This window comes from Variovorax sp. GW458-11-26-14-LB1, from assembly GCF_059423965.1.
In genome coordinates this window covers 15,571-38,181 of the sequence record NZ_JBWKYW010000002.1, presented here as the reverse complement: position 1 = coordinate 38,181, position 22,611 = coordinate 15,571, and the positions used below count along the sequence as shown (strand labels likewise).

Annotated in this window: 16 protein-coding genes; 7 read left to right on the top strand and 9 right to left on the bottom strand. The window is 66.1% G+C overall.

Annotation, left to right across the window (positions count from 1 at the left end):
* Window positions 1-100 precede the first annotated feature (100 nt).
* The 7 genes from AC07YS_RS01590 (at window position 101) to AC07YS_RS01560 (ending at window position 13,268) form a co-directional block, all read left to right on the top strand.
* Complete coding sequence (locus AC07YS_RS01590) at window positions 101-4,285, top strand: hypothetical protein (RefSeq protein WP_495267085.1); 4,185 nt, start codon at window positions 101-103, stop codon at window positions 4,283-4,285.
* A gap of 89 nt (window positions 4,286-4,374) precedes the next feature.
* Window positions 4,375-4,872 (top strand): OmpA family protein, encoded by a 498-nt coding sequence (locus AC07YS_RS01585; RefSeq protein WP_062479666.1) that lies wholly within the window; start codon window positions 4,375-4,377, stop codon window positions 4,870-4,872.
* Between the two features lie 111 nt (window positions 4,873-4,983).
* Window positions 4,984-8,076: a glutamate ligase domain-containing protein gene (locus tag AC07YS_RS01580; RefSeq protein WP_159272919.1), complete on the top strand. Its 3,093-nt coding sequence runs from the start codon at window positions 4,984-4,986 to the stop codon at window positions 8,074-8,076.
* A complete protein-coding gene (locus AC07YS_RS01575) occupies window positions 8,073-8,366 on the top strand; it encodes a hypothetical protein (protein ID WP_095948071.1) in 294 nt (97 codons plus the stop codon). The genes AC07YS_RS01580 and AC07YS_RS01575 overlap by 4 nt, the downstream gene beginning before the upstream one ends.
* Before the next feature lie 91 nt (window positions 8,367-8,457).
* A complete protein-coding gene (locus tag AC07YS_RS01570) occupies window positions 8,458-10,302 on the top strand; it encodes a peptidase domain-containing ABC transporter (RefSeq protein ID WP_495267086.1) in 1,845 nt (614 codons plus the stop codon).
* A gap of 99 nt (window positions 10,303-10,401) precedes the next feature.
* Window positions 10,402-11,697, top strand: a complete 1,296-nt coding sequence (locus AC07YS_RS01565; protein ID WP_495267107.1) for an HlyD family type I secretion periplasmic adaptor subunit — start codon at window positions 10,402-10,404, stop codon at window positions 11,695-11,697.
* Window positions 11,694-13,268, top strand: a complete 1,575-nt coding sequence (locus AC07YS_RS01560) for a TolC family protein (RefSeq protein ID WP_447747066.1) — start codon at window positions 11,694-11,696, stop codon at window positions 13,266-13,268. The genes AC07YS_RS01565 and AC07YS_RS01560 overlap by 4 nt, the downstream gene beginning before the upstream one ends.
* A gap of 129 nt (window positions 13,269-13,397) precedes the next feature.
* On the opposite strand, the gene AC07YS_RS01555 is transcribed toward AC07YS_RS01560, so the two are convergent.
* From AC07YS_RS01555 to AC07YS_RS01515, 9 genes are all read right to left on the bottom strand, one after another.
* Window positions 13,398-14,816 carry a sigma 54-interacting transcriptional regulator gene (locus tag AC07YS_RS01555; protein WP_495267087.1) on the bottom strand — a complete coding sequence of 473 codons (1,419 nt, stop codon included), beginning with the start codon at window positions 14,814-14,816 and terminating at the stop codon, window positions 13,398-13,400.
* A 54-nt stretch (window positions 14,817-14,870) separates the two neighbouring features.
* Window positions 14,871-16,943, bottom strand: a complete 2,073-nt coding sequence (locus tag AC07YS_RS01550) for a TadG family pilus assembly protein (protein ID WP_495273939.1) — start codon at window positions 16,941-16,943, stop codon at window positions 14,871-14,873.
* Between the two features lie 76 nt (window positions 16,944-17,019).
* A complete protein-coding gene (locus AC07YS_RS01545) occupies window positions 17,020-17,508 on the bottom strand; it encodes a TadE/TadG family type IV pilus assembly protein (RefSeq protein ID WP_495267089.1) in 489 nt (162 codons plus the stop codon).
* On the bottom strand, window positions 17,505-17,981 hold the full coding sequence (locus AC07YS_RS01540) for a TadE/TadG family type IV pilus assembly protein (protein ID WP_495267090.1): 477 nt from the start codon (window positions 17,979-17,981) through the stop codon (window positions 17,505-17,507). Before AC07YS_RS01540 ends, AC07YS_RS01545 begins: the two co-directional genes overlap by 4 nt.
* 9 nt (window positions 17,982-17,990) lie before the next feature.
* Window positions 17,991-18,410, bottom strand: a complete 420-nt coding sequence (locus tag AC07YS_RS01535; protein ID WP_495267091.1) for a DUF3613 domain-containing protein — start codon at window positions 18,408-18,410, stop codon at window positions 17,991-17,993.
* Window positions 18,407-19,339 (bottom strand): tetratricopeptide repeat protein, encoded by a 933-nt coding sequence (locus AC07YS_RS01530; RefSeq protein WP_495267092.1) that lies wholly within the window; start codon window positions 19,337-19,339, stop codon window positions 18,407-18,409. The genes AC07YS_RS01535 and AC07YS_RS01530 overlap by 4 nt, the downstream gene beginning before the upstream one ends.
* Window positions 19,336-20,301 carry a type II secretion system F family protein gene (locus tag AC07YS_RS01525; RefSeq protein WP_495267093.1) on the bottom strand — a complete coding sequence of 322 codons (966 nt, stop codon included), beginning with the start codon at window positions 20,299-20,301 and terminating at the stop codon, window positions 19,336-19,338. The genes AC07YS_RS01530 and AC07YS_RS01525 overlap by 4 nt, the downstream gene beginning before the upstream one ends.
* Complete coding sequence (locus AC07YS_RS01520) at window positions 20,298-21,302, bottom strand: type II secretion system F family protein (RefSeq protein ID WP_495267094.1); 1,005 nt, start codon at window positions 21,300-21,302, stop codon at window positions 20,298-20,300. Before AC07YS_RS01520 ends, AC07YS_RS01525 begins: the two co-directional genes overlap by 4 nt.
* Window positions 21,295-22,611 (bottom strand): TadA family conjugal transfer-associated ATPase, encoded by a 1,317-nt coding sequence (locus tag AC07YS_RS01515; RefSeq protein ID WP_495267095.1) that lies wholly within the window; start codon window positions 22,609-22,611, stop codon window positions 21,295-21,297. Before AC07YS_RS01515 ends, AC07YS_RS01520 begins: the two co-directional genes overlap by 8 nt.

The following is a 22,611-nucleotide window of genomic DNA, read 5'->3' as shown; positions in this document are numbered from 1 at the left end:
ATCAATCACTTGAAGCGCCGATGGCGCGGCGTTGGCACGGCGGCGGAAAAGCGGCACGCAAGTTGCCCCTGTAGATGCATCTTTTGTCACAGAGGCTGCCATGACCGCTCCACAAGCATCGACCGTTTCGACCGAAGGGCTCGCCGCCACTGGCGCGCCCGTGGTTCTCGCCCAAGCCACCGTCACGCCGCTCGGCACGCCGGGCATCAGCGCCGGCGCCTCCGCCGCGCCTGCGGCCGTGGCGTCGCCCAGCGTGGGCACATTGTCCAATGCTACGCCCGGCGTTGCAGTGATGCGCGAGGGTGTCCGCATTCCGGTGGACGGCAATCAGACCCTGATGGCCGGCGACCGCGTGATCGTGCCGGACGGCGGCCAGGCCAACGTGCTGTTCCCCGGATCGGCCTCCAACAAGGCGCCGCTGGCCGGCGTCTTCACCGGCGGCACCGATGCGACCATCGGCTCGACCAAGCTGCCCGGCGGCCTCGAACAAGTGAATGTGGACGTCGCCTCGGGCGACCTGCAGGTGACCCCGCCGGACAGCGACGCCGATGCGGCCGCCCTGGCAGTGACCAAGAAGACCGCGGCCGGCAGCGGCATCGGCCTCGGTGAATTCGCGCTGGGCGCCCTGGGCGCCGCGGCGCTGGGTGCTGCACTGAGCGGCGGTGGCGGCGACGGTGGCACCACCGGCTTCCCGCTGTTCGTGGGCGGCCCGGGCGGTGAGTCCGATGCGGACGCTGATTCGGACTCGGACTCGGATTCCGACTCGGACTCTGACAGCGACTCGGATTCGGACAGCGACTCTGACTCGGATTCGGATTCGGATTCGGATTCGGATTCGGATAGCGACTCGGATTCCGATTCGGACTCGGACAGCGATTCGGATTCGGACTCTGACTCTGACTCCGACTCGGACAGCGACTCCGACAGCGATAGCGACTCGGATTCGGACAGCGACTCTGATTCGGACTCTGACTCGGATTCGGACAGCGACTCCGACTCGGATAGCGACTCTGATTCCGACTCGGACAGTGACTCGGATTCAGACTCTGACTCGGACAGCGACTCCGACTCCGACTCTGACTCCGACTCGGACAGCGATTCCGACTCCGACGCAGACGCCGACCACCTCCTCGACCCAGCCGACGGTATCGTGGGTGGCGTGGTCGACGGCCTGGATGACGCGCTCGGCCTTGGTGGCTCGCTGACCCCGGTGGCGGGGGTGGTGGATGACCTGACCGACGTCGTCGACGACGTGCTCGCTCCGCTGCTCGGCGAAGAGTTCCAGGCCAACAACCCGAACCAGCTCGACCCGATCGACGACACCGTCGGCAGCATCACCGACCCGCTCGGCGAAGCGCTCAGCCCGGTGCTCGATCCGCTGCTCGGTGCCGGCGCCGCCGGTGCCATCCTGGACGGCCTGCTCGGCCAGGTCGACTACGTGACCGACGCGCTCAACAACGGGCTCGAGAACCTCGTCGGCGACAACGGCATCGTCAGCGGCCTCACCGACGCCCTCGGCCTGGGCGGCGTCACCGACCAGCTGCTGGGCGACGACGGCGCGCTCGGCGGCCTGCTCGAGAACGTGCTCGGCGAAGGCAGCCTCGTGGCTGGCGTGCTGGCCGAAGACGGCCTGGTCGGTGGCCTGCTGGCACCGGACGGCCTGGTCGGCGGCCTGCTGGGTGAAGACACCGCCGTCGGCGGCCTGCTCGACACCGTGCTCGGCGAAGACGGCCTGGTCGGCGGCCTGCTCGGCGACGGCGCCCTTGGCAACCTCACCGGCGGCCTGCTCGGTGCAGAGGGCCTGCTGGGTGGCCTGCTCGGCGACGACAGCGCCCTGGGCGGCCTGCTGGGTGACGACGGCCTCGTGGGCGGCCTGCTCGGTGGAGACGGCGCACTGGCCGGCCTGGCCGGTTCGGAAGGCCTCACCGGCGAACTGCTCGGCCAGGGCGGCCTCATCGACAACCTGCTTGGCCAGGACGGCGCGATCTCCGGCCTGCTCGCCGACAGCCCGCTGGGCGGCCTGCTTGGCGGCGACGACGGCCTGCTGGGCGGCCTGCTCGGCGGTGTCATCGGCGAAGGCGGCCCCATCGGCGGCCTGCTCGGCAACGACGGCCTGGTCGGCGGCCTGCTGAGCGACGACGGCTTGCTGGGCGGTGTGCTCGGCAGCGACGGCCCGTTGGGCGGCCTGCTGGGTGACGACGGCCTGGTCGGTGGCCTGCTCGGCGATGCCGGCCCCATCGGCGGTCTGCTCGGCGGCGACGGCGTGCTGGGCGGCGTGCTCGGCGACAACGGCCTGGTCGGCGGTCTGCTCGGCGGCACCGGCCCCATCGGTGGCCTGCTCGGCGACGACGGCCTGCTCGGTGGCCTGCTGGGCGATAACGGCCCGCTGGGTGGCCTGCTCGGCGGCGACGGCGTCGGCGGCCTGCTCGGACCGGACGGCGTGGTCGGTGGCCTGCTGGGCGAAGACGGCCCCGTGGGCGGCCTGCTCGGTGAAGAAGGCCTCGTCGGCGGTCTGCTGGGCGGCGTGCTCGGCGGCATCGGCGGTGGCGGCACCCCCGGCACCGGCGCGGCCCTGCTCGACCCGGCCGACAGCGTGGTGGCCGGCCTGGTGAACGGCCTGAACAACGGCGTGCTCGGCGACCTCGGCCTGGGCGACGTGCTGGCCCCGGTCTCGCAACTGACCGACAGCCTGACCGACACGGTCGACGGCCTGCTGGCCCCGGTGCTCGGTTCCAGCTTCACGCCGAACGACCCGAACGTGCTCGACCCGGCCGACAGCCTCGTCGACGACGTGACGGACGGCGTGGGCGGCCTGGTCAGCCCGGTGGTCGACCAACTGCTCGGCGCCGGCGCGACGAACGGCCTGCTGAACGCGGTGGACACGCAGGTCGACTTCGTGACCGACGGCGTGGCCAACCTGATCGGTGGCGATGGCCTGCTGGGTGGCGTGCTGGGTGGCGACGGCGGCCTGCTGGGCGGTGTCCTCGGCGGCGACGGTGGCCTGCTCGGCGGCGTGCTGGGTGATGACGGCCTGCTGGGCGGCTTGCTCGGCGGCGAAGGCGGTCTGCTCGGTGGCGTGCTCGGCGAGGGCGGCCTCCTGGGTGGTGTCCTCGGCGGCGAAGGTGGTCTGCTCGGTGGCGTGCTGGGCGACGACGGCCTGCTGGGCGGCTTGCTCGGCGGCGAAGGCGGTCTGCTCGGTGGCGTCCTCGGCGGTGACGGTGGTCTGCTCGGCGGTGTGCTGGGTGACGACGGCCTCCTGGGCGGCGTCCTCGGTGGCGACGGCGGTCTGCTCGGCGGCGTGCTGGGTGACGACGGCCTTCTGGGTGGCGTCCTCGGTGGCGACGGCGGCCTGCTCGGCGGCATCCTCGGCGACGACGGCCTTCTGGGTGGTGTCCTCGGCGGCGACGGTGGTCTGCTCGGCGGTGTGCTGGGTGATGACGGCCTCCTGGGTGGCGTCCTCGGCGGTGACGGCGGCTTGCTCGGCGGCATCCTCGGCGACGACGGCCTGCTGGGCGGTGTCCTCGGTGGCGTGACCGGCGGCGACGCTGGCGGCCTGCTCGACGGCATCCTCGGCGACGACGGCCTGCTCGGTGGTGTCCTCGGCGGCGTGACCGGCGGCGACGCCGGCGGCCTGCTCGACGGCATCCTCGGCGACGACGGCCTGCTGGGCGGTGTCCTCGGCGGTGTGACCGGTGGCGACGCCGGTGGCCTGCTCGACGGCGTCCTCGGTGACGACGGCCTGCTGGGCGGTGTCCTCGGCGGCGTGACCGGTGGTGACGCCGGCGGCCTGCTCGACGGCGTGCTGGGCGATGACGGCCTGCTCGGTGGTGTCCTCGGCGGTGACGGCGGCCTCCTGGGCGGCGTGCTCGGCGGCGGCGAAGGCGGTCTGCTCGGCGGCGTCCTCGGTGACGACGGCCTGGTCGGCAGCCTGCTCGGTGCCGATGGCCTCGTGGGCGGCCTGCTCGGTGGCCTGACGGGTGGCGCCGAACCGGTGGCCGGCATCCTGGAACCGGTGACGAGCATCCTCGACGGCTCGGCCGGCTCGGTGGTCTCGACGGTGGTCGAAACCGTGACCAACGCAGTCGAACCGGTGACCGACATCCTCGCCGGCACCCCGGCAGCCCCGGTGGCCGCGGTCGTGACCGGTGTGCTGGACACCGTCGAACACACGGTGGCCCCGGTGCTCGACAACGTGCTCACCCCGATCACCAGCCTGCTCGACCAGAGCCCGGCCGGCGGTGCCCTGGCACCCGTGACGAACATCCTGCACGGCCTGCTGGGCTGATCCAAGGACACGAAGAAGGAGGAAGGGAAACCTCGATAGCAAGCAGACAGGGACGGGCCGTCAGCGGCCCGTCCCGCGAAAGGACCGTCATGAACAAGAATTTCCGGATACTGGCCCTCGTGGCAATGGGCGCAAGCCTCGCTGCCTGCGGTGTGCCGCCCAAGGGCGGTCGCGACGACGCGACCTACTACTACTCCAACAAGAGCGTGCGCGAAGTGCCCAAGGTGGAGCCGGCACCTCCGCCGCCGCCGCCGAATACACCGGCCAAGATCGTCTACTTCGACTTCGACCGGTACGACGTCAGGACGGGCGACCGCAGCATCGTCGAGGCGCACGCGGGCTACATGCGCAACCGGCCGGCGAGCCGGGTCGTGATCGAAGGCCACACCGACCTGCGCGGCGGCCGCGAGTACAACCTCGCGCTCGGCCAGCGCCGCGCCGAGGCCGTGCAGCGCATGCTCACGCAGATGGGCGTGCCGGGCGAACGCATCGAAGCCGTCAGCTGGGGCATTGAAAAGCCCGCATCGCTTGCCACCACCGAGGAGGGCCATCAGCTCAATCGTCGCGCCGAGTTCAGCTACCGCTGAATCGGGAGCACGCGATGATTTCACGGGCGGTTTCCGGTCCGCGATCACGTCATTCAAGCGAGAGCAGATGACGGACGCGACCGGCCTTCGCCCGCATTCGACCGGGGCCGAATGATGTCCTTCTCAGACCAGCTCCACGCCTGCCACGAGCGCCTGGTGTCCGTGTGCGCGGCGTTGCCTGCCCCGTACCCGGCCTTCACGCTCTTCTTCTCGGTGAGCGACGGCTCCCAGCGTGCGCACGTCGTGCATGCGCGGGCCGACGACTTCGAGACCGCCTGGCGCGAAGGCGCCGACCTCGTCGAGCGATGGGTGCGCGAGCGCGGCATCGTCTCGCCCTGGCTGCGCATCGACTGGGTCGAGGGCGCCAGTCCCATGGACTGGACGCAGTTCAAGACCCAGCTCACCGCGGTCAAGCGCAACTACTTCCGGCTCGGCCTGGCCTTCGACCAGGACTTCGGCTTCGCCTTCACCGAGCAGGAACTCAACGCCAACGCCATGCTGTGCGGCGATTCGACCATCGCGCATTCGGTGGTGAACGTGCGCAACTTCGACGTCTATGCGCAGGCGCGCTTCGAGCGCACGCTGCCGCTGGAAGAGTCGTCGGAGCGCACCGTGTACCTGCTGGCCACGGTCGGCGTGTTCTGCCAGCCCGACGGCGTGGTGCACAAGCTCGTGGGCACGGGGCTCGACGCGGGCCGCCGCCAGCTGCCGGCGCTCAACCCGCAGGCCGTGCTCGAGCTGGTGCGCAGCGGCTCGTCGTACCTGGCGCGCCAGATGCAAAGCGACGGCCTGTTCGTGTACGGCTACTTCCCGTGCTTCGACCGCCGCATCCCGACCTACGACGCGATGCGCCACGCGGGCACCGTGCACGCCATGCTCGAGGCCTGGGAGCTCACGCGCGACGACACGCTGCGCGCGGCCATCGACCGCGCCATCGACCACCTCACCGACGCGCTGATCCGCGACTACACGCTGCCCGACGGCCGAGAGGTGGCCTACCTGGTCGACACCGGCGGTGAGATCCGCCTGGGCGGCAATGCGGCCTGCGTGCGCATGTTCGTGCGCTACTGCGAGCTGATGGAAACGCGCCACTGGCTGCCGCTGCTGGAGAAGCTCGCGCTGGGCATCGTGGCGCTGCAGGACCCGGCCAGCGGGCGCTTCGACCACGTGCTGCACGCGGCCGACCTGTCGCTCAAGCAGGCCTCGCGCGTCATCTTCTACGACGGCGAAGCGGCCTTCGGCCTCATGCGCCTGTACGGCCTCACGCGCGATCCGCGCTGGCTGGCCGCGGTCGAGAAGGCCTTCGACCACTTCATTGCGAGCCAGCACTGGCAGTCGCACGACCACTGGCTCAGCGGCTGCGTGAACGAGCTCACGCAGTGGAGCCCGCAGGAGCGCTACTTCCGCTTCGGGCTGCAGAACGTGGCGGGCTACCTGGACTTCGTGCTCGACCGCAAGACCACCTTTCCCACGCTGCTCAGCCTCATGCTGGCGGCGCAGCAGATGCTGCAGCGGCTGGAGAGCATGCCCGCCATGCGGCACCTGCTCGACGAGCTGGACACCGAGAAGTTCTACCGCGCGCTCGACTACCGCGCGCACTACCTGCTCAACGGCTTCTTCTGGCCCGAGATGGCGATGTACTTCCGCCGGCCGTCCACGGTCGTCGGTGCCTTCTTCGTGCGGCATCACTCGTTCCGCGTGCGCATCGACGACGTCGAGCAGTACGTGACGGGCTTCGCGGCCTACCACCGCTACCTGCTCGACCGGCGCAGCCAGCCCGGCGGCGCCGGCCCCGGGGGCGGCGGTGGCGGCGTGCGCGACGATGGCGCGGTCTGGACGGCCAGCGAGATGGCGCGCGTGACCGGTGGCGAATGGGTGGTCAAGCCCGAGGACGGCTGGCGCGCCACCGGCGTGACCCAGCGCACCTTCATGCGCAAGGGCCGCGTCGTGTTCGAACACCAGGCCCGGCCCTCGAAGACGCCGCTGGCCGCTGTCACGCTCAAGGGCGTGCTGCAGCCGGCCGCGGCCGTGCTGTGCACCGACCCCAAGCCGCACCTGGACAAGCGCGTGCCCGTGCTGCAGGTGGCCAACGTGCTGCAGGCCGTGCTCGAGCTGGGCGACCACGCACGCACCGAGTTCACCGGCCGCGTGTGCGGCGTGCTCGGCAGCGGCGCGGGCAGCAGCACCGTGGCCGCCATGCTGGCCGGCGCGCTCACCGTGTGGGGCGAGGTGGCGCAGCCCGAAGGCAACATCAGCCTGCCGTCGGGCATCGCGTGGAACCTCACCTGCATGCCGCGCCATGCCGCCTACTGGGTGCTCGAGATGGGGACCTCGCACATGCCGGCCTCGGCGCAGCTGATGCGGCCCTCGCTCATCGTGGTGACGGGGCTGTCGGCCGCATCGCAGAAGCACCGCGGCCCGTCGGAGGCCGCCGCGCGGCTCGATTGCCGCATGTTCCAGGCCATGGCCGCGGGCGACCGCGTGGTGCTCAACCGCGACATGCCCGAGTTCGCCACCTTCGCCGAAGCCGCGATGGCGCACCAGCTGCAGATCGTGACCTACGGCGAGCACAAGGACGCCGACGTGCGCCTGCTCGCCTTCGACCACGGCGAGGTGCAGGCCGAGGTGGCCGGCGAGCCCTTCCAGCTGCGCCTGAATGCGCCGGGCCGCCACATGGGCGCCAGCGCCGTGGCCGCGCTGGCCGCGCTGCAGGCGCTGCGCCTGCCGCTGGCCGCGGCGGTCGAACCCTTTGCGCACTTCGAGCCGCCGGGCGGACGCGGTGCGCTGCACACCATTCACATCGGCGGCGGAAGCTTCAAGCTGATCGATGAAACCTACGACGCCAACCCGAGTTCGATGCGGGCGGCGCTTGAGTTGCTGTCACAAGCCCCCTGCGAGCCTGCGCGCCGGGTGGCCATCCTGGGCGACATGCAGGAGCTGGGGCCCGCGGCGCAACGCCATCACCTCGATCTGGAGGCCGAGTTGCTGGCGTCGCAACCTGACCGCGTGCTCCTGTGCGGACCTTTGATGCGGGCGCTTCACACGCGCATCCGCACCAAGGTCCGCTCCCATTGGTTTGTCGATGTGTCCGACCTCTCCACCGCACTCGGCGGGCTGCTGCAACCAGGCGACTGGGTGCTGGCGAAAAGCTCCGCGGGTGTCGGTCTTTCCCGGCTGGCCCGGGTCCTGAAAGCACTGCCATGAGATGGAACGCACTGGTCCACATCCCCTATGAATCCGAACGCGAGGTACCCCCGCGGCGCTGGTGGCTGGGCTGGCTGCAGCTGCTGTGCGCCTGGGTGCTGCTGATGCTGCTGTGCGCCAACATCGCCCTCGTTTTTGCCGAAGGCCTGCCGGGCTCATCCGGCCGCACCGCGACCCACAGCCATACCCACAAAACGATGAATTGCACGCTCAGGGAAAACGCCGCGCCGCAAGGAACGCGCGGTACGGAAACGACCGGTCCGGCGCAGGTTCGCACCCACCGATGCTGAGAGGCGTCAGAGGCGAATTTTTGCCTTGTAACAGTCGGGTAACAGTTGATAATGATGCAGGCGTCGTTGCCCGACGGATCGGTCTTTTTCCATGATCAAGTTCCTCTTGCCCAGCCAGCTGGTTGCCGACAGGCCGGAAGTCCCCGGCGCCAGTCCGTATGCCGGTGCGCTGAACGATGCGTTTCGCGCGGCCTACCCGCTCGTCAAGAGCGCGGCCTGGCTGTCGCTGCCGATCAGCCTGTTCGGGCTGCTGCCTTCGATCTTCCTGCTGCAGGTGTATGACCGCGTGCTCTCGCGCAGCGGCGTCTCCACGCTCGCCGCGCTGGTGAGCGGCATCCTGTTCTTCCTGTGCATCGAGTTCTGGTTGCGCACGCGGCGCTCGCGCCTGCTGCGCAACGCGGGCGCCACCGTCGACCACGGCGTGTCGGGCGCGCTGCTGCACTCCATGCTCGGGCGCCCGCTGCGCGCGCTCGAGGCGCGGCCGGCTTCGTCCTGGCAGCTGTTCTTTCGCGACGTGGGCGCGGTGCGCGGCACCGTCACCGGCGGGCTCGCGCAATCGATCTTCGACCTGCCGATGGCGATCTTCGCGCTGATCGTGATCGGCATCGTCGCGCTGCCGGTGCTGCCCGTGGTGGCGGCCTTCCTGGCCATCATGGCGTTCCTGGCCTGGTGGTGGGCCGACGAAGTGCGCGCCGGCCGCGTCGAAGAAGTGCTGCGCGGGCGCGGGCTCGATCGCATCACCTCCGAAATCTGCCATGCGCGCGAGACGCTCAAGGCGCAGTCGAACGACGGCCCGACCATCGAGGTCTGGCAGCAGACCTACAACGCCTGGCTCAGCGAGAGCTTCGGCAAGAACGGCCAGATCGAAACCGCGCGCGACGGCACCACCGTGTTGCTCACCGTGTTCTCGGTGATCGTCGTCACCGTCGGCGCCATCGCCGTCATGCAGCAGTGGATGACGGTGGGCGGCCTCGTCGCCTCCAACATGCTCGCGCTGAAGGCGCTGCAGCCGGTGGCCGGGCTGGTGTCGAACTGGCGCGCGCTGGCCACCGCCAAGGAAGCCGCCAAGCGCCTGGAAACCGTGCTCGGCGAGCCGGTCGAGAAGGCGCCCACCGGCATGGCGCTGCCGCAGCCGCTGGGCCGCGTCACGCTGAAAGACGTGAGCTTCAGCTTCACCGAAGACGCACCGCAGCCCGTGCTCGAAAACGTCGACCTCGACATCGGCCCCGGCGGCCTGCACGTGATCGTCGGGCGCAACGGCGCGGGCAAGTCGACGCTGGTGAAGCTGCTGTCGGGCCTGTACACGCCCACGCACGGCGTGGTGAGCATCGGCGAGTACGACCTGTCGCAGTTCGGCCGCGAAGAGCTGTCGCGCTGGATCAGTTATCTCTCGCAAGAGGTGTACTGGTTTGGTGGCCCGCTGGTCGACACCATGCGCCGCGGCGCGCCGGGCCAGAGCGACGAGCAGATCGTCGCGGCCTGCAAGCTCTCGGGCGCGCACGACTTCATCTCGCGCCTGCCCGACGGTTATCGCACCGTGGTGGGCGAGGGCGGCACCGGCTTCTCGGTGGGCGAGCGGCGCAAGCTCGCGCTGGCCATGAGCTTCCTGCGCAAGCCCTCGGTACTGGTGCTCGACGAGCCCAGCAACGACCTCGACTTTCAAAGCGAGCGCAACCTGCTCGCGACCATGCTCGCGGTGGCCAAGGTGCGCACCGTGGTCGTGGTCACGCACTCGCTGCGCATCGTGTCGGCGGCCACCGCCGTCTATCACGTCACCGGCCAGGGCAACGTGGAAATCGGCTCCGCCGCCGTCATGGTGCCCAAGCTCTTCGGCGTGAAGAAGCCGCTGGTGGCGCTGGGCGACAGCACCGACGACGGCAGCGGCAGCAGCAACAACAATGCAGGCGTCCCGGCCGCCTCGCGCTCGATGGCGTGAGCAAGCAGGCCACGCGATGCGTGATTCGTGGTTGCCACGGATCGACCGACTGACAGACAGAGACAGGGGAACGGGATTTTGAAACCAGACTTGCCGCAGGTGCTTCAGGGCGAGAGCGAGAAACAGGCGGCGCAGACCACGCCGCAAGGCCGGCGGCGCCAGTGGATCATCGGCGGCGCGGTCGCGGTGCTGGCGGTTGTGGGGCTCGGCTTTCCGATGGAAACCGTGGTCGTCGCACCGGGCCGCGTGATCCCCTCCGACCGCGTGAAGTCGATCCAGCATCTGGAAGGCGGCATCGTCAGCAACGTGCTCGTGAAAGAAGGCGACAAGGTCAAGCAGGGCCAGTCGCTGGTCGAGATCGACCTGGGCGGCAGCGGCCTGAACTTCGAGGAGCTCACCGCACGCTATGCCGCCACGCAGGCCACACGCGTGCGGCTCATTGCCGAGAGCCGCGGCCAGCCGCTCAAGCGTGATTCGTTCGATGCCGACATCGACGAAGCCGTGCTCGAAGGCGAGGTCGGTGCCTATCAGGCGCGCGCGCTCGAACAGCGCGGCGTCATGGCCGGCGCCGTGTCGGGCCTGGAGCAGGCGCGCAGCAAGCAGCTCGAACAGCAAGCCAAGGCCAAGGGCCTGAACGACCGGCTCGCGCTGATGCAGAAAGAGCAGGAGATCTCCGAACAGCTGTTGAGCGAAAAACTCGTCGGCCAGGTCGAGGTGCTCGAGAAGCGCCGCCAGGCCGAAGCCGTGCGCAGCGAACTCGCCGTGGCGCGCCAGGGCGTGATCTCGGCGCAGGCCGCCATCACCGAGGCGCAGGCCAAGATGGCCGAGGCCGAGGGCCGCTTTCGCCGCCGCGCATCGGATGAACTCGCCACCGTCGAGCGCCAGTTCGCGAGCCTGAGCGAAGACCTCGCGCGCGCCCGCACCCAGCGCTCGCGCACGGTGGTGAAGGCGCCGGCCGACGGCATCGTGAAGGGCCTGCGCAGCTCCAGCGCCGGCTGGGTCGTGAAGCCCGGCGAATCCATCCTGGAGGTGGTGCCCGACGAGGACGAGATCATGGTCGAGGCGCGCCTCAACCCGAACGACCGCGGCTTTGTCGAAGTGGGGCAGGAGGCGCGCGTGAAGATCACCGCCTACGACTACCTGCGCTACGGCGCCGTCGACGGCAAGGTCAAGCTCGTGGCGGCCGACGCCGACCGCGACGCCGCCATTGCCAGCGGCGCGCCGTACTACCGGCTGCTCATCAGCATGTCGCAGTCGCACGTGGGGCGGCCGGAAAACCGCGTCACCGCCGGCATGGAGTCCGAAGTCGACCTGCGCGTGGGGACCGATCCCTTCATCTGGTACATCCTGCGGCCTGTGCTCAAACTGCGGCGCGAAGCCTTCCGCGAACCATGAGCAAGCCCGTGTTGCCGGGCCGGCGCGCGCGCATCGCCCCGGGTGTGCTTTGCGCGACCTTGTGCGTCAGCATGGCGCTGCCGCCCACCGCGTATGCCCAACCGTCGCCGGAGCAGGAGGGGCCGCCCGCGGCGCTGGCACTGTCGCGCCGCCTGTCGCCACCGTCCCTCGGCGCCGCGAGCTACGCGCAGCGCGTGAAGCAGGCGCTCATCGCGCTGTCGCAGGAATACCCCGAAGTGCTGACCGCGCAGGCGGCGGCCAACACCAGCAGCTTCGGCGTCGACGCGGCCCGCATGGCGCGCTACCCGCGCTTCAAGGTCGGCACGTCGTCGGGCACCTACAGCAGCGGCGCCAAGGACGCGAAGAGCGAGAACTACACCGTGCTCACCGCCGAAGCGCGCGTGAGCCTGATCGATGGCGGCGCCATGAGCGCGGCGCAGCGCGCCGCCGAATTCGGCAACCAGGCCGACGACGAGGCCGTTACCACCACGTCGCAGAAAGTGGTGCTCGACGCGCTCACCGCCTACCTGCAGGTGCAGCGCTTCGACCTGAAAAAGCAGATCGCACACCGCGCCACCGAAGTCGTGGCCGACCTGTCGAAGGCCGAGGCGCGCCGCGTGGCGCTCGGCGTGAGCGGCGACAACGACCTCAACATGGCCGCCTCGCGCCGTGCCCTCGTCGCCGCGCGCGAGTCCGACTTCGAGGCCCAGCGCGACGAGGCGCTGGCCAAGTTCCGCAACTACTTCAAGTTCTCGCCCGCGCCCGAATCGCTGCCCGTGCTCGCCGCGCCGGCGCACTGGCGCATCGGCTCGCAGGAAGAAGCGCTGCGCCGCGCCGAAGCGCGCAGCACCGAACTGGCCGAAGCCCAGGGCCGTGTGGCGCGTGCGCGTGCGCTGGTCGACCAGACCGAAGCCAGCCTGTACCCCACGCTCGACGCCGTCGTCGTGAAGAGCAAGGACCCGCGCGGCGTGTCGCCGCAAGACCCGACGCGCGCGGCGTTCGAACTCAACTGGAACTTCGGCAACGGCTTCGACCGCCAGCTCAAGCTCAAGGGCGCCCTGGCCGAAGTGGCGAACCAGGAAGCCAAGATGGAGGGCGTGAAGCTCAACCTGATGGAGCTCACCGCGTCGTCGTGGTCCCGCACCGTGGCCGGCCGCGAACGCGAGCGCCAGTTGATGGAAGCCGTCAGCACCTCGGGCCAGGCCTTCCGCGGCCGCCGCCGCCTCATGGAATTCGGCCGCGAGACCCTGCCCCAGGTGCTCGATGCCCAGCTCGACTACTACACCCTGCTGTTCGACTACATCGACGGCGTGTTCGACCTGCGCATTTCGGAGCTGCGCCTGGCGCGCACCACCGGCGAACTGCGCATCGACCCCATCGGCGCCAACAACTGGATCGACCGCATCTTCGGCCCCCCGAGCCGGAACGTCCTGACCGAAGACGGCCTGCTGGGCGCGCTGTGCATCTCGAGCAACACGACCTGCGCGAGCGAACCGTTGGTCGACCGCGCACCGGGCGCATCGATTGCGAACCCGCCGCTGCGCCGGTCAACGCGCCTCGGAACTCAATAGTCTTCAGCGGCAAGCGCAGCGAAGCCCCTTCGCGAAACACCACGGAACCGGCTTTGCCGGGCCGTAGGTGTTGCCCCCGGTAGGGGGAAGGAGAAGCGGACACGAAGTGCCGCGCAGCCTGGGGGCGAGCTAAGTTTCTTCGGGGATGCCGGGCTCGCCGTCGAGGATCTGGTACTTGCGCATCTTTTCCCACAGCACCTTGCGGCTGATGCCCAGGTGCTGTGCGGTGTCCTGGCGCTTCCAGTCGTTGATCTCGAGCGCCGCGATGATGCGGTTGCGCTCGCTGCTGTTCCAGCCCTTGCGATCGCCATTCGCGTCGAGCGGGACCCCCGTGCCATTGCGGTCGGTGGCCAGCGCAGCGGGCGCTGGCGTGCCGCGCGTGAGCGCGATCGCGCGCTGGATCAGGTTCTGGTCCCAGCTGTGCAACTGCCGCGCGATCACGCCCACGCGCTCCGCCAGATTGCGCAGCTGCCGCACGTTGCCGGGGAAGTAGGTTTCGGCCACCGCATCGCTGAGCCAGTGCGGCGTTTCACCCAAGGCTTCGAGCTCGTCGCCGAGCACGTTCGCCAGCAGCGCCTTGAAGATCGCGATCTTGTCGATCTCGCCGCGCTCTTCGAGGCTCGGCACATGCAGCTCGATGACCGCGAGCCGGTAGAACAGGTCGGCCCGAAACTCGCCGCTCGCCACCATCTCGCGCAGGTTGCGGTTCGTCGCCGCCACGAGCCGGAAGTCGACACGGATCGGCGACGTTGCACCCAGCCGCGTGACCGCGCTGTCTTCGAGCACGCGCAGCAGCTTGACCTGCTGATAGCGCGGCAAGTCACCGATCTCGTCGAGGAACAACGTGCCGCCCGTGGCCTGCTCGAAGTACCCGCGGTGCGCATGCACGGCACCGGTGAACGAGCCCTTCGTGTGGCCGAAGAACAGCGACTCGAACAGTCCGTCGGGAATCGCCCCGCAGTTCACCGCCACGAACGCGCCCTTGCCGTACTGCTGGTGCCCGATGTGAAGCTGCTGCGCGATGCGCTCCTTGCCCACGCCGGTCTCGCCGCGCACCAGCACCGGATGGTTGCAGTCCGCAAAGGCGCCCACTTCGGCGAGCAGCCCTTTCATCGCATCGGAATGCGCCACCAGCACGTCGGGCGCCTGCGGCGCGACATCGCGCGCACGCAGCTGGCGCACCAGCTTGGCCACCATCGTGCGCAGCTCGGCACAGGTGAAGTCGTAGGGCAGGACGTGCAGGTACTCGGGCGGATACGTGCGCGAATCGCGCTCGCGCGAGGCCGCAGCGACCCAGATCACGGGCATGCCTTGCAGCAGCTCGGTCGCATGCGGAAGCCCGCCGCCGTCGATCACGGTGACACTGATGATCGCGACGGAAGGGCGCAGCGCGACACCGCGGTCCTGCTGGGGAGGCGGCAGGCCATCGGCCCGGATGACTTCCACGTCGAAGCTCGCCATGCACCGCGCAATGCGGTCGAGGATGTCGGCTTTGCCTTCCCAGACAAAGAGGTCGAGTTCGTCGAAGTTGGAGGCAGGGGAATTCATCGAGGGCAGGTGCGCCTGGATACGGGCTTCACGGTAAAAAATGAAGAAGTGGCGCTAGTAGACGAGTTGCGCGTTGTTGCAACGCAGGGCTTGCAGCTTGACGTCTACCTCTCCAAGGTGGACGCCGAGAAGGTTGCGAAGCAGTGGCGTCAGAACATCTTTTCCAATAGCGTCGAGTATGGGTTGAAGAAGGCCCGTCAATACAGCGAGGGCATTCGAGACACCGCCACTCAAGTTTGAATTGCTTTTCTTTTCGAGCGTGTTCTTGATGAGCTTCACGCACCCGTCATTGGATGTGGCGGGACCGAGCACCCTGAAGGTGCACCCATCGCCTGTGAGCAGAGTGCCGACTGCACCGAGCAGGTCTCCGAGCCCATTCAGTAAGCCAGTAAGAAGGCCGCTTTGAGTAGCGTTCGAATCGATGAAGTCACGCGCGTTCTTCAGTCGGAGACTACGACAAGCATCTGTGTCTGCTGTGCACCCGGCACCACCCGCAGGCACTGATTTCCCGGTGTCAGTCCAGATCTGGTTTGCGAGGTTCGCTATATCCGTAGGGCTGGGAGAGCCGGAGCCAGAAGTGCCCGAGAAAAGCAGCGTCGTGATCGTGTTGACAAGATTGTTGACGGTGGCGCCCAAGGCGAGTTCGTTACCTACGGTGCCGGTTTCTCCTTCGGCGAGGTTGACAGTGGCAGGCTGCGTGATGGGAAGTCCGTTCACTGGTGCGCTGGTGTCGGCCCGAAGAAGTCCAAGGATGTTGACGAGTTCTGTGTTCTTGAGAAAAGCCGTGCAGGCGTCCTTCTTCGAAAACAAGAGTTGATCGAAGCAGGCTTTGTGCTTTGGGTCGGTCGGTGCTAGCGAGCAGTCTTGCGAGCCCGATGCGTTAGCAATTCTCCCGATGCATCCGTTGATGATCGCGCCCTCGACGTTGATCGATGCACGTTGCTGTCCCGTTGACGATCGCAGGTCTTGTGTGCACAGGCCAGTGAGTGTTCCCTTTGCCGCGATCAGGTCGAGGACGATTGGCAAGTTGAGTTTCAGCAAGGCTGCGATCAAGCCTTCGGTGCGAACTTGGAGGAACGTGCGAATCTGTGCGGTATAGGCAGTTACACCTCTGATTCCAATCCCGATAGAAGGTGCTTCTACGATGCCGACCTTGCTTGTGACGGATAGCAATCCAAGGAGGGAGATGTTCAAGCTGGGTATGTCGACTGCATGGCCGTTCGCAGCGACTCCGACAGCTGTCTTGATCAAGTCAAGCACATTGATATTCGCATCCAGGGCAGAGTTGGCGGTCAGAGTGGTGATATGCGAAAAGAGGCCAGCGGGGCTACCAGTGGACCCAAGACGCAAGTCGAGATCCGTGACATTCAACTTCGCCTTCAGCGCCGATACCAGTGCTGCGTTGACGGCCACGAGATCGGAGCGTCCGGCCGCCTTAACGATAGCGTCAAGGACTGCGCCAAGCGTGACCTGCGCATCGAGCAGATCATTGAGCCCGCCGACAGTGATGTTCGCGTCTGCGCAGGTGTCGAGTTTGCACAGCAGACCACCAGGCGTGATCGAGACATTGGCGAGCCCCTCGTAGCTGGCCACCGTGGTCCCTTCGAGATCAAGCCCGATGCTCTTGAGCAGTGCGCCCAGCGTTGAATCGGTGCTCACGCGCAGCAGCCGGGAGCCTACAGAAAAGACGGCAGAAGGGTCGGCCTTGGTCGCCACCGCCTGGACCGCGATGCTGCGGGACTGATTGCCCGGAATTTTAGGGAGGAGCAGCGAGGGCGTCCGCTGAATCGAAATTCGTACTGCGTTGAGTGGAAGAGAGCCCGCCGCGAAATGCGTGGGGGCTGGAAAGTTTCCGGGATCCCATCGCCCGCAGGTGATATCTGTGGCTTCGAGTTGAAAACCAGTAGGCAGATTCTGCGTGGCATTTGCCATCGCTGCGGTTGCGGCGCTGGTACAGGTATCCGGCGTGATCGCTTGGACGCCGGCCAGTGCGGCCAAGTCGGCAGTCTTTTGGAGCTCTCGCTTCAGATAGAAGAGGTAGCCCAATTCGGTGCCGATCAGCGTAATGATCACCAAGCTCAATGCAATGGCTGTATTGACTAGGATGGACCCTCGGGTTCGTCCCATTCCCAGATGCACCCCCGAGGTTCGGTGCGCGGAGCCGTGCGAAGTGCTTCCATGAGTCAAATTCATTCAAGGCTCCTCAGGAAGATTGAAGCGCGGCGGCGGCTCGGCTTGTCAGTTTTTCAGGAGACCTACCGATGAGGGGCAATGAGGGCAGCAATCTGCTGTTGCTGTCATAGGGAAAAATCACAACGACAGTGGCCTGTGCAGGCGGTATGCCCGTTGGGCTTCCCGCTTGCTTGCTGATGCGCACATCGACCTTCTGTTCGATCCAACTGCGAGAGACTGTCGGTGCGATCATGGAGGTGTTCAAGGAGTTGAAGACCACCGCTTGGATTCGAGCGTCGTTCTCGACGAGAGGGGGGAAAGGAGGAAGCATCGATATGGCGCGAGCGCCATCTTCTGCGGCGCGCGTGACCACTTGCTGTGTGTAAAGGGCCGAGCCGAATGTGGCGACACCGTAAAGTACAAGAAAAAGAAAGCTGAAAATTAAGGCGAACTCGATGGCTGCTACGCCGCGCTGGCAACTCGCGCATGCGCGTCGAGAAGGGGCATGAGAATTTCTCACAGCGTCCCTCCCTCTAAAAGCATACTGGCCTTGCCTACAAGAACATCAGGGATGGCAAAGTTGGCCAGTGGTGGCAGTACTTGCTTCATACCGCTCACCGTCACAGTCACCGTGACTTGACATCTCTTTTCCCATGCGATTTGGCACGGTGGATTGAGGCAGATATTGGTCTCGACTTGGCAGATTTGGACATCGACCAATTGGCTGCTTGCTACGGGTAGCCATCCCTTGGTCTGGAAGCGAGCCACGAAATCGGCCTCTGCTTTTCGGCGAGGTAGGTCGACTTGATACCGCAGTGCGGCGCGCGCCCCATCTTCCGCTGCGTTCTGGAGTCCAAATCGAAATGCAAAGAGAATCCCGTAACAGATGATCCCGTAGAGAACTGCGAAGAAAATCAAGAACACAACGGCGAACTCGATCGCATACGCACCGCGCTGTGCACGGAGGGAGGCAAAAGGCCGCGATGTTTTCATGGCACGCGCCTATCTGCCTGCGCCGGCGCCATTGCCGGCGCTGCCGGACTTGACGCTTGAGTTGAAGCGTTCCGGGATCGGGAACTCAAAGCTCTTCAAATAGCGTTCGTAACTGCGCTGCGCGATGCTCCCAGCGATTGGGCGCGGCGTTTTGGACGCTATGTCACCGCTGCGCTGCCAAGCCAGCAGGCCCTGGGTAGCGTCGCCGACTTGCAGCGGAGCGTAGTCTTGCCCTTCGTCGTTGGGAGAGGTCGCATCGCCTGATGGTCCGGCAACTGAAGGAGCTTGCACGTTCGCGGCGATAGGTACTGCAGCCGGCTCTGCCGATGCCGCGCCTTGCGCCAGAACCGCTGGCGAAGAGGCAAGCAGGGCCACAAAGAGGCCGCATGTGGATAGAGCGTGGAGCACGGCATCGCACTCTTTTTTCATGGTGTACCTCTTGAAGTCGGGATCGGAGGGGGCGAAGAGGCGATGGCCTCCGGATTTGCTTGAATGGCGGTGCGTATCCCGGTCAAGTGCGACCGCCGTGAAGTCTTGAGTGCAAGCGGAAGGGTTTCGTCGCGAGCAGCTGATGTCCCCGCGGGTGCGACCAGTGCATGGGGTGCGGCTGCACCATCACGGAGTCGCTGTGCAGCTTCTCTGACCGCCGAACGCGCAGCGGTGGACATGCGATTCGCATCCATCATGGCCGCGGCTTGTTCCTGCTGATTCGTGAGTTCGAGATACAGGGCGAGATTGGCTTGTGCCTGTGTGCTGTCGGGGCGAAGCTGAAGAGCTTGCATCAACGGCAGGCGAGCCTCCTCAATGGAGCCTGCGCGCAGGTGGGCATAGCCAAGATCGCTCAACAGCAGCGCATCAGTCGGTGTGTGGCGCTGGGCCTGCTTCAAAAACTGCACAGCCTCCTGGTAGTTTCCACGCGCACCAGCCAAGAGACCCAGTCCGCGATAACCCGCACCTTCAAGTGCAGTGCCCATCAACCGCTTGTAGGCCGCTTCGCTCTGCGCTGCTTGGCCAGTTTGACGCAAGGCATCGGCGCGCAGGCGAGTGGATTCGGGGGACGTTCCCCAGCGTTGTTCGAGAGCATCGATGTGTGCCAGTGAAGCAAACCACAGGTTCTCTCGCTGCATCTGTTCGACGAGCTTGAGGTAGGTTTCTTTCGTATCGATGGAGTTTCCCGCTTTGGTTTCGGCGACGGCTTCTGCTGCCATACGTTGTTGAGCATCGACGCTGGCAGCGTACTGATCCTTGGGGGTAGTGCACCCGGAAAGCGCAAGGAACATCAGGCAAATCGCAGCGTGTACCGAAAATCGGTTTCGTGCGCTATGGGATTGTTTGCCAAGGAGATTGATGTTTCTCATTTGGAGACTGCTGCCAGTGAACGGAAGATGGCAATGAACCCGGGACCGGCCGTCACGATCACCAAGGCAGGTAGCAACGTGGTCACCATGACGCCAGTCATCTTCACGGTGATTTTTCCGATGCGTTCCTTCATTTCCGAGCGCCGCCTTTCACGCAGCCTTTCGCCGAAGATACGCAAGGGTTCTTGCACCGCTCCCCCATGGCGATCGACCTGCACGAGCAGAGAGACCAAGCCACGCAGATCCTCGTTGCCGTGGAGGGTGGCGAGGCGTTGAAGGGAGTGCTCACGCGTTCGTCCCTGGCTGTATTGGCGGTTGGCGAACGTCAGTTCGTAGCCGAGCACCCGCAGAACATGTGAAAAATCGTCGGCCATGATCTGCAGACTTTGATCGAGGCTCAGACCCACGCCTTGCAGGAGTTTCAAGAGATCGACAAAGAGCGGAAGCTCACGCGATATGCGCTCACGGCGGCCGGCCGCGATTCGACCAAGCACCCACTTTGGGAGCATGAAACCAACCACGAAGGCCCCAGCGAGAACGATCACAAAGGTGCGATCGCTCTGGCTGGTCTTCCAGACGGCGTAGACGATCATTGGAAGGAGGATGGCCAGAGCGAGACGGGTTACCAAGAAGATCAGTTGTGCCCGCTTGGACGCGAGTCCACATTGATCGATAAGTCGTCGGTCTTCGTCTGCGACCAGGGCGCGTCCGATTCGCGAGTCGAGCCAATGAAAGGGAAGCTCGATGTCGGCGCGCGCGGCGGCACCTGGTTCTAAATCGGTTTCGGGAGGAGTCTTCAGATCGATCTGGGTGGTCGTGTCCCGACGGAGGGCGCGGCCGATTACCTGACCGCTGCGGCTGCGGCGACGCTCTGCTGCAATCAATGCACCCGCAGCGACCAGCAAGCCCAGTGCCAGAAACACAATACTGAGGGTAGCGAGATGGGTCGACGTGAGATTCATGCGAGCCTCGCCAATCGATACAGGAAGACGGCGCCCAGTATTTGTAGCCCTGCAGACGAAAAGATCAGTACTCGCCCTGTTCCGTCGTTCCACATGCCCACAAAGTAAGACGGATTGGTCAGGATCAGGAAGGCGCCGACGCCGAGAGGAAGAAGTCCCAAAATCCAGGCTGAGAGGCGTGTTTCGGAAGACATTGCGACCAGTTCATGCTGGGCCTGCTCGCTGTCGCGCATGAAGTTGGCAACTCGCTCCAGGAGGAGGTCGGACCGGCCGCCGTAGCGCACGCTCAGTCCCAGGATCGAGGCCAGCAGGAACATCTCCTCCACACGCACATTGTTCGCCATCTGATGCACCGCGCGGTCAAGATCCACGCCCGCACGTACCAGGACCGCAGCGCGTTCCATGTGTCCTCGCAGTGGGTCCTGTGTCGTGGCGATCGCCAATTGAAAGGCCGCTTGCGTCGAGTTGCCGATGGTGATCAGACGAACCATTGCATCGATGTAAGCGGGCAACTGGCTGATCAATTGACGGCGGACTTTTTGCAGGCGCAACCACGTTGCGAAGGCAGAGGCGACGATGAGAAGAAAGAGCACACCAGCGGCAGCGACCCAACCTCCAAAGACGCCCGCCAGCAAGCACAACACGACGGTGCCGATTGCGGAAAGTGCGGCAACCCGAGGCGGGATGATGCCGTGGAGCCACGCGGGAAGAACGGATTCCAGCGAGAGCTTTCGACTGGCCGGAGTTGCTGCTATCTCGTTCTGAAGCCAGGGATCCGACGTGATGCCAGGAACGAACGCCTCTGCAGGAGGGGCGCGCAGAGATGTCGGCACCTGCGGGGCATTTGCTGTCGCATCAGCGCTGCTCGCCAGAATCTGTTGCTCAAGGTGTCGTTCGGTTGCGCGGCGGCTCTGCCGATTTCTTGCCCACTGCCAAAGCAACAATCCACTCGCCGCTAGCAGCAGCGCAATGCAGATCACGATGAGCAGTGCTTCACGCACGACCTTCTCCACTTTGGGTGCGGGCGAAGGATTGACGGAAGCGCGTGATCTTCGGCGAATGAGGCGCAATGCCCAGTGAGACCCAGCGATCGCGTTCTTCTCCGTCCGGCGACACGACAGGCTCGTAGCGGTAAAGCTCTTGCATTGCCACCACGTTGTCGTTCACGCCTGTGACTTCGCTGAGCGAGATGATGCGCCGCTGCCCGTTGGAGAGCCGGCCGATCTGCACGATGAAATCGATGGCGTTGGCAATCTGGCGACGCAGGCTCACCTCGCTGCCTTGATAGCCGGCGAAGCCGGCGAGCATTTCCAGTCGATACAGGCACTCGCGCGGCGAGCTGGCGTGGATGGTGCCCATGGAACCTTCGTGCCCGGTATTCATGGCCTGCAGCATCTCGATGACTTCGGCGCCGCGCACCTCGCCGACGATGATTCGATCCGGTCGCATCCGCAGGCTGTTGCGCAGCAGGTCGCGAATCGATACAACCCCCGTGCCGTCGAAGCCACCGGGGCGGCTTTCGAGGCGTACCACGTGGCTGGTACTGAGTGAAAGTTCGGCCGTGTCTTCGATGGTGATCACGCGCTCCCGCGCGGGAATGAAGCTTGCCAGGGCATTGAGCAATGATGTCTTGCCGGAGCTGGTTCCGCCGCTCACCAGCACATTGCAGCGTGCTCGCACCGCGATCTCGAGCAGTTGCGCCATGCCGGCATCGAAGGTCCCGAGCTTCACCAGGTCTGCGGGAGTGAGGGGCTCCTTGCGGAACTTGCGGATGGAGACGGACAGGCCGTCGATGGCTAGCGGTTCGATGATGACGTTGATGCGCCCCCCGTCGGGCAGGCGCGCATCGACCATCGGGTTCGATTCGTCGAGCCGACGCCCCAGCGGCGCCAGGATGCGGCGCACGATCCGCATGACGTGCTCGGAATCGATGAAGCGCAGCGTTTCGCGTTCCAGGATGCCGTGACGCGACACGTAGACGTTCTCATAGCCGTTGATCAGGATGTCTTCGACAGTCGGATCGTTCAGCAGGTCTTCCAGCGGGCCGAAGCCGGCCAGCTCCTTCGTCAGCGCATCGGCGATGAGCTGCATCTCGCGGTCGTTGATCGGCACGCGGCGCAGGCGCACGAAGCTGTCGACCTCCAGTTCGACGAACTGCTGGATAGACGCGCGCGACCAGCGGCCGAACTCCGCGCCCAGCTCTTCGATGCGACTCAGCAGGTGATCGTGCGTCCAGCTCTTGATGTCCTGGAATTGCTGGGAGTTGATGAACGCCTGGTCGTCGTCGGCAAATTCGATATCAGTGGACAT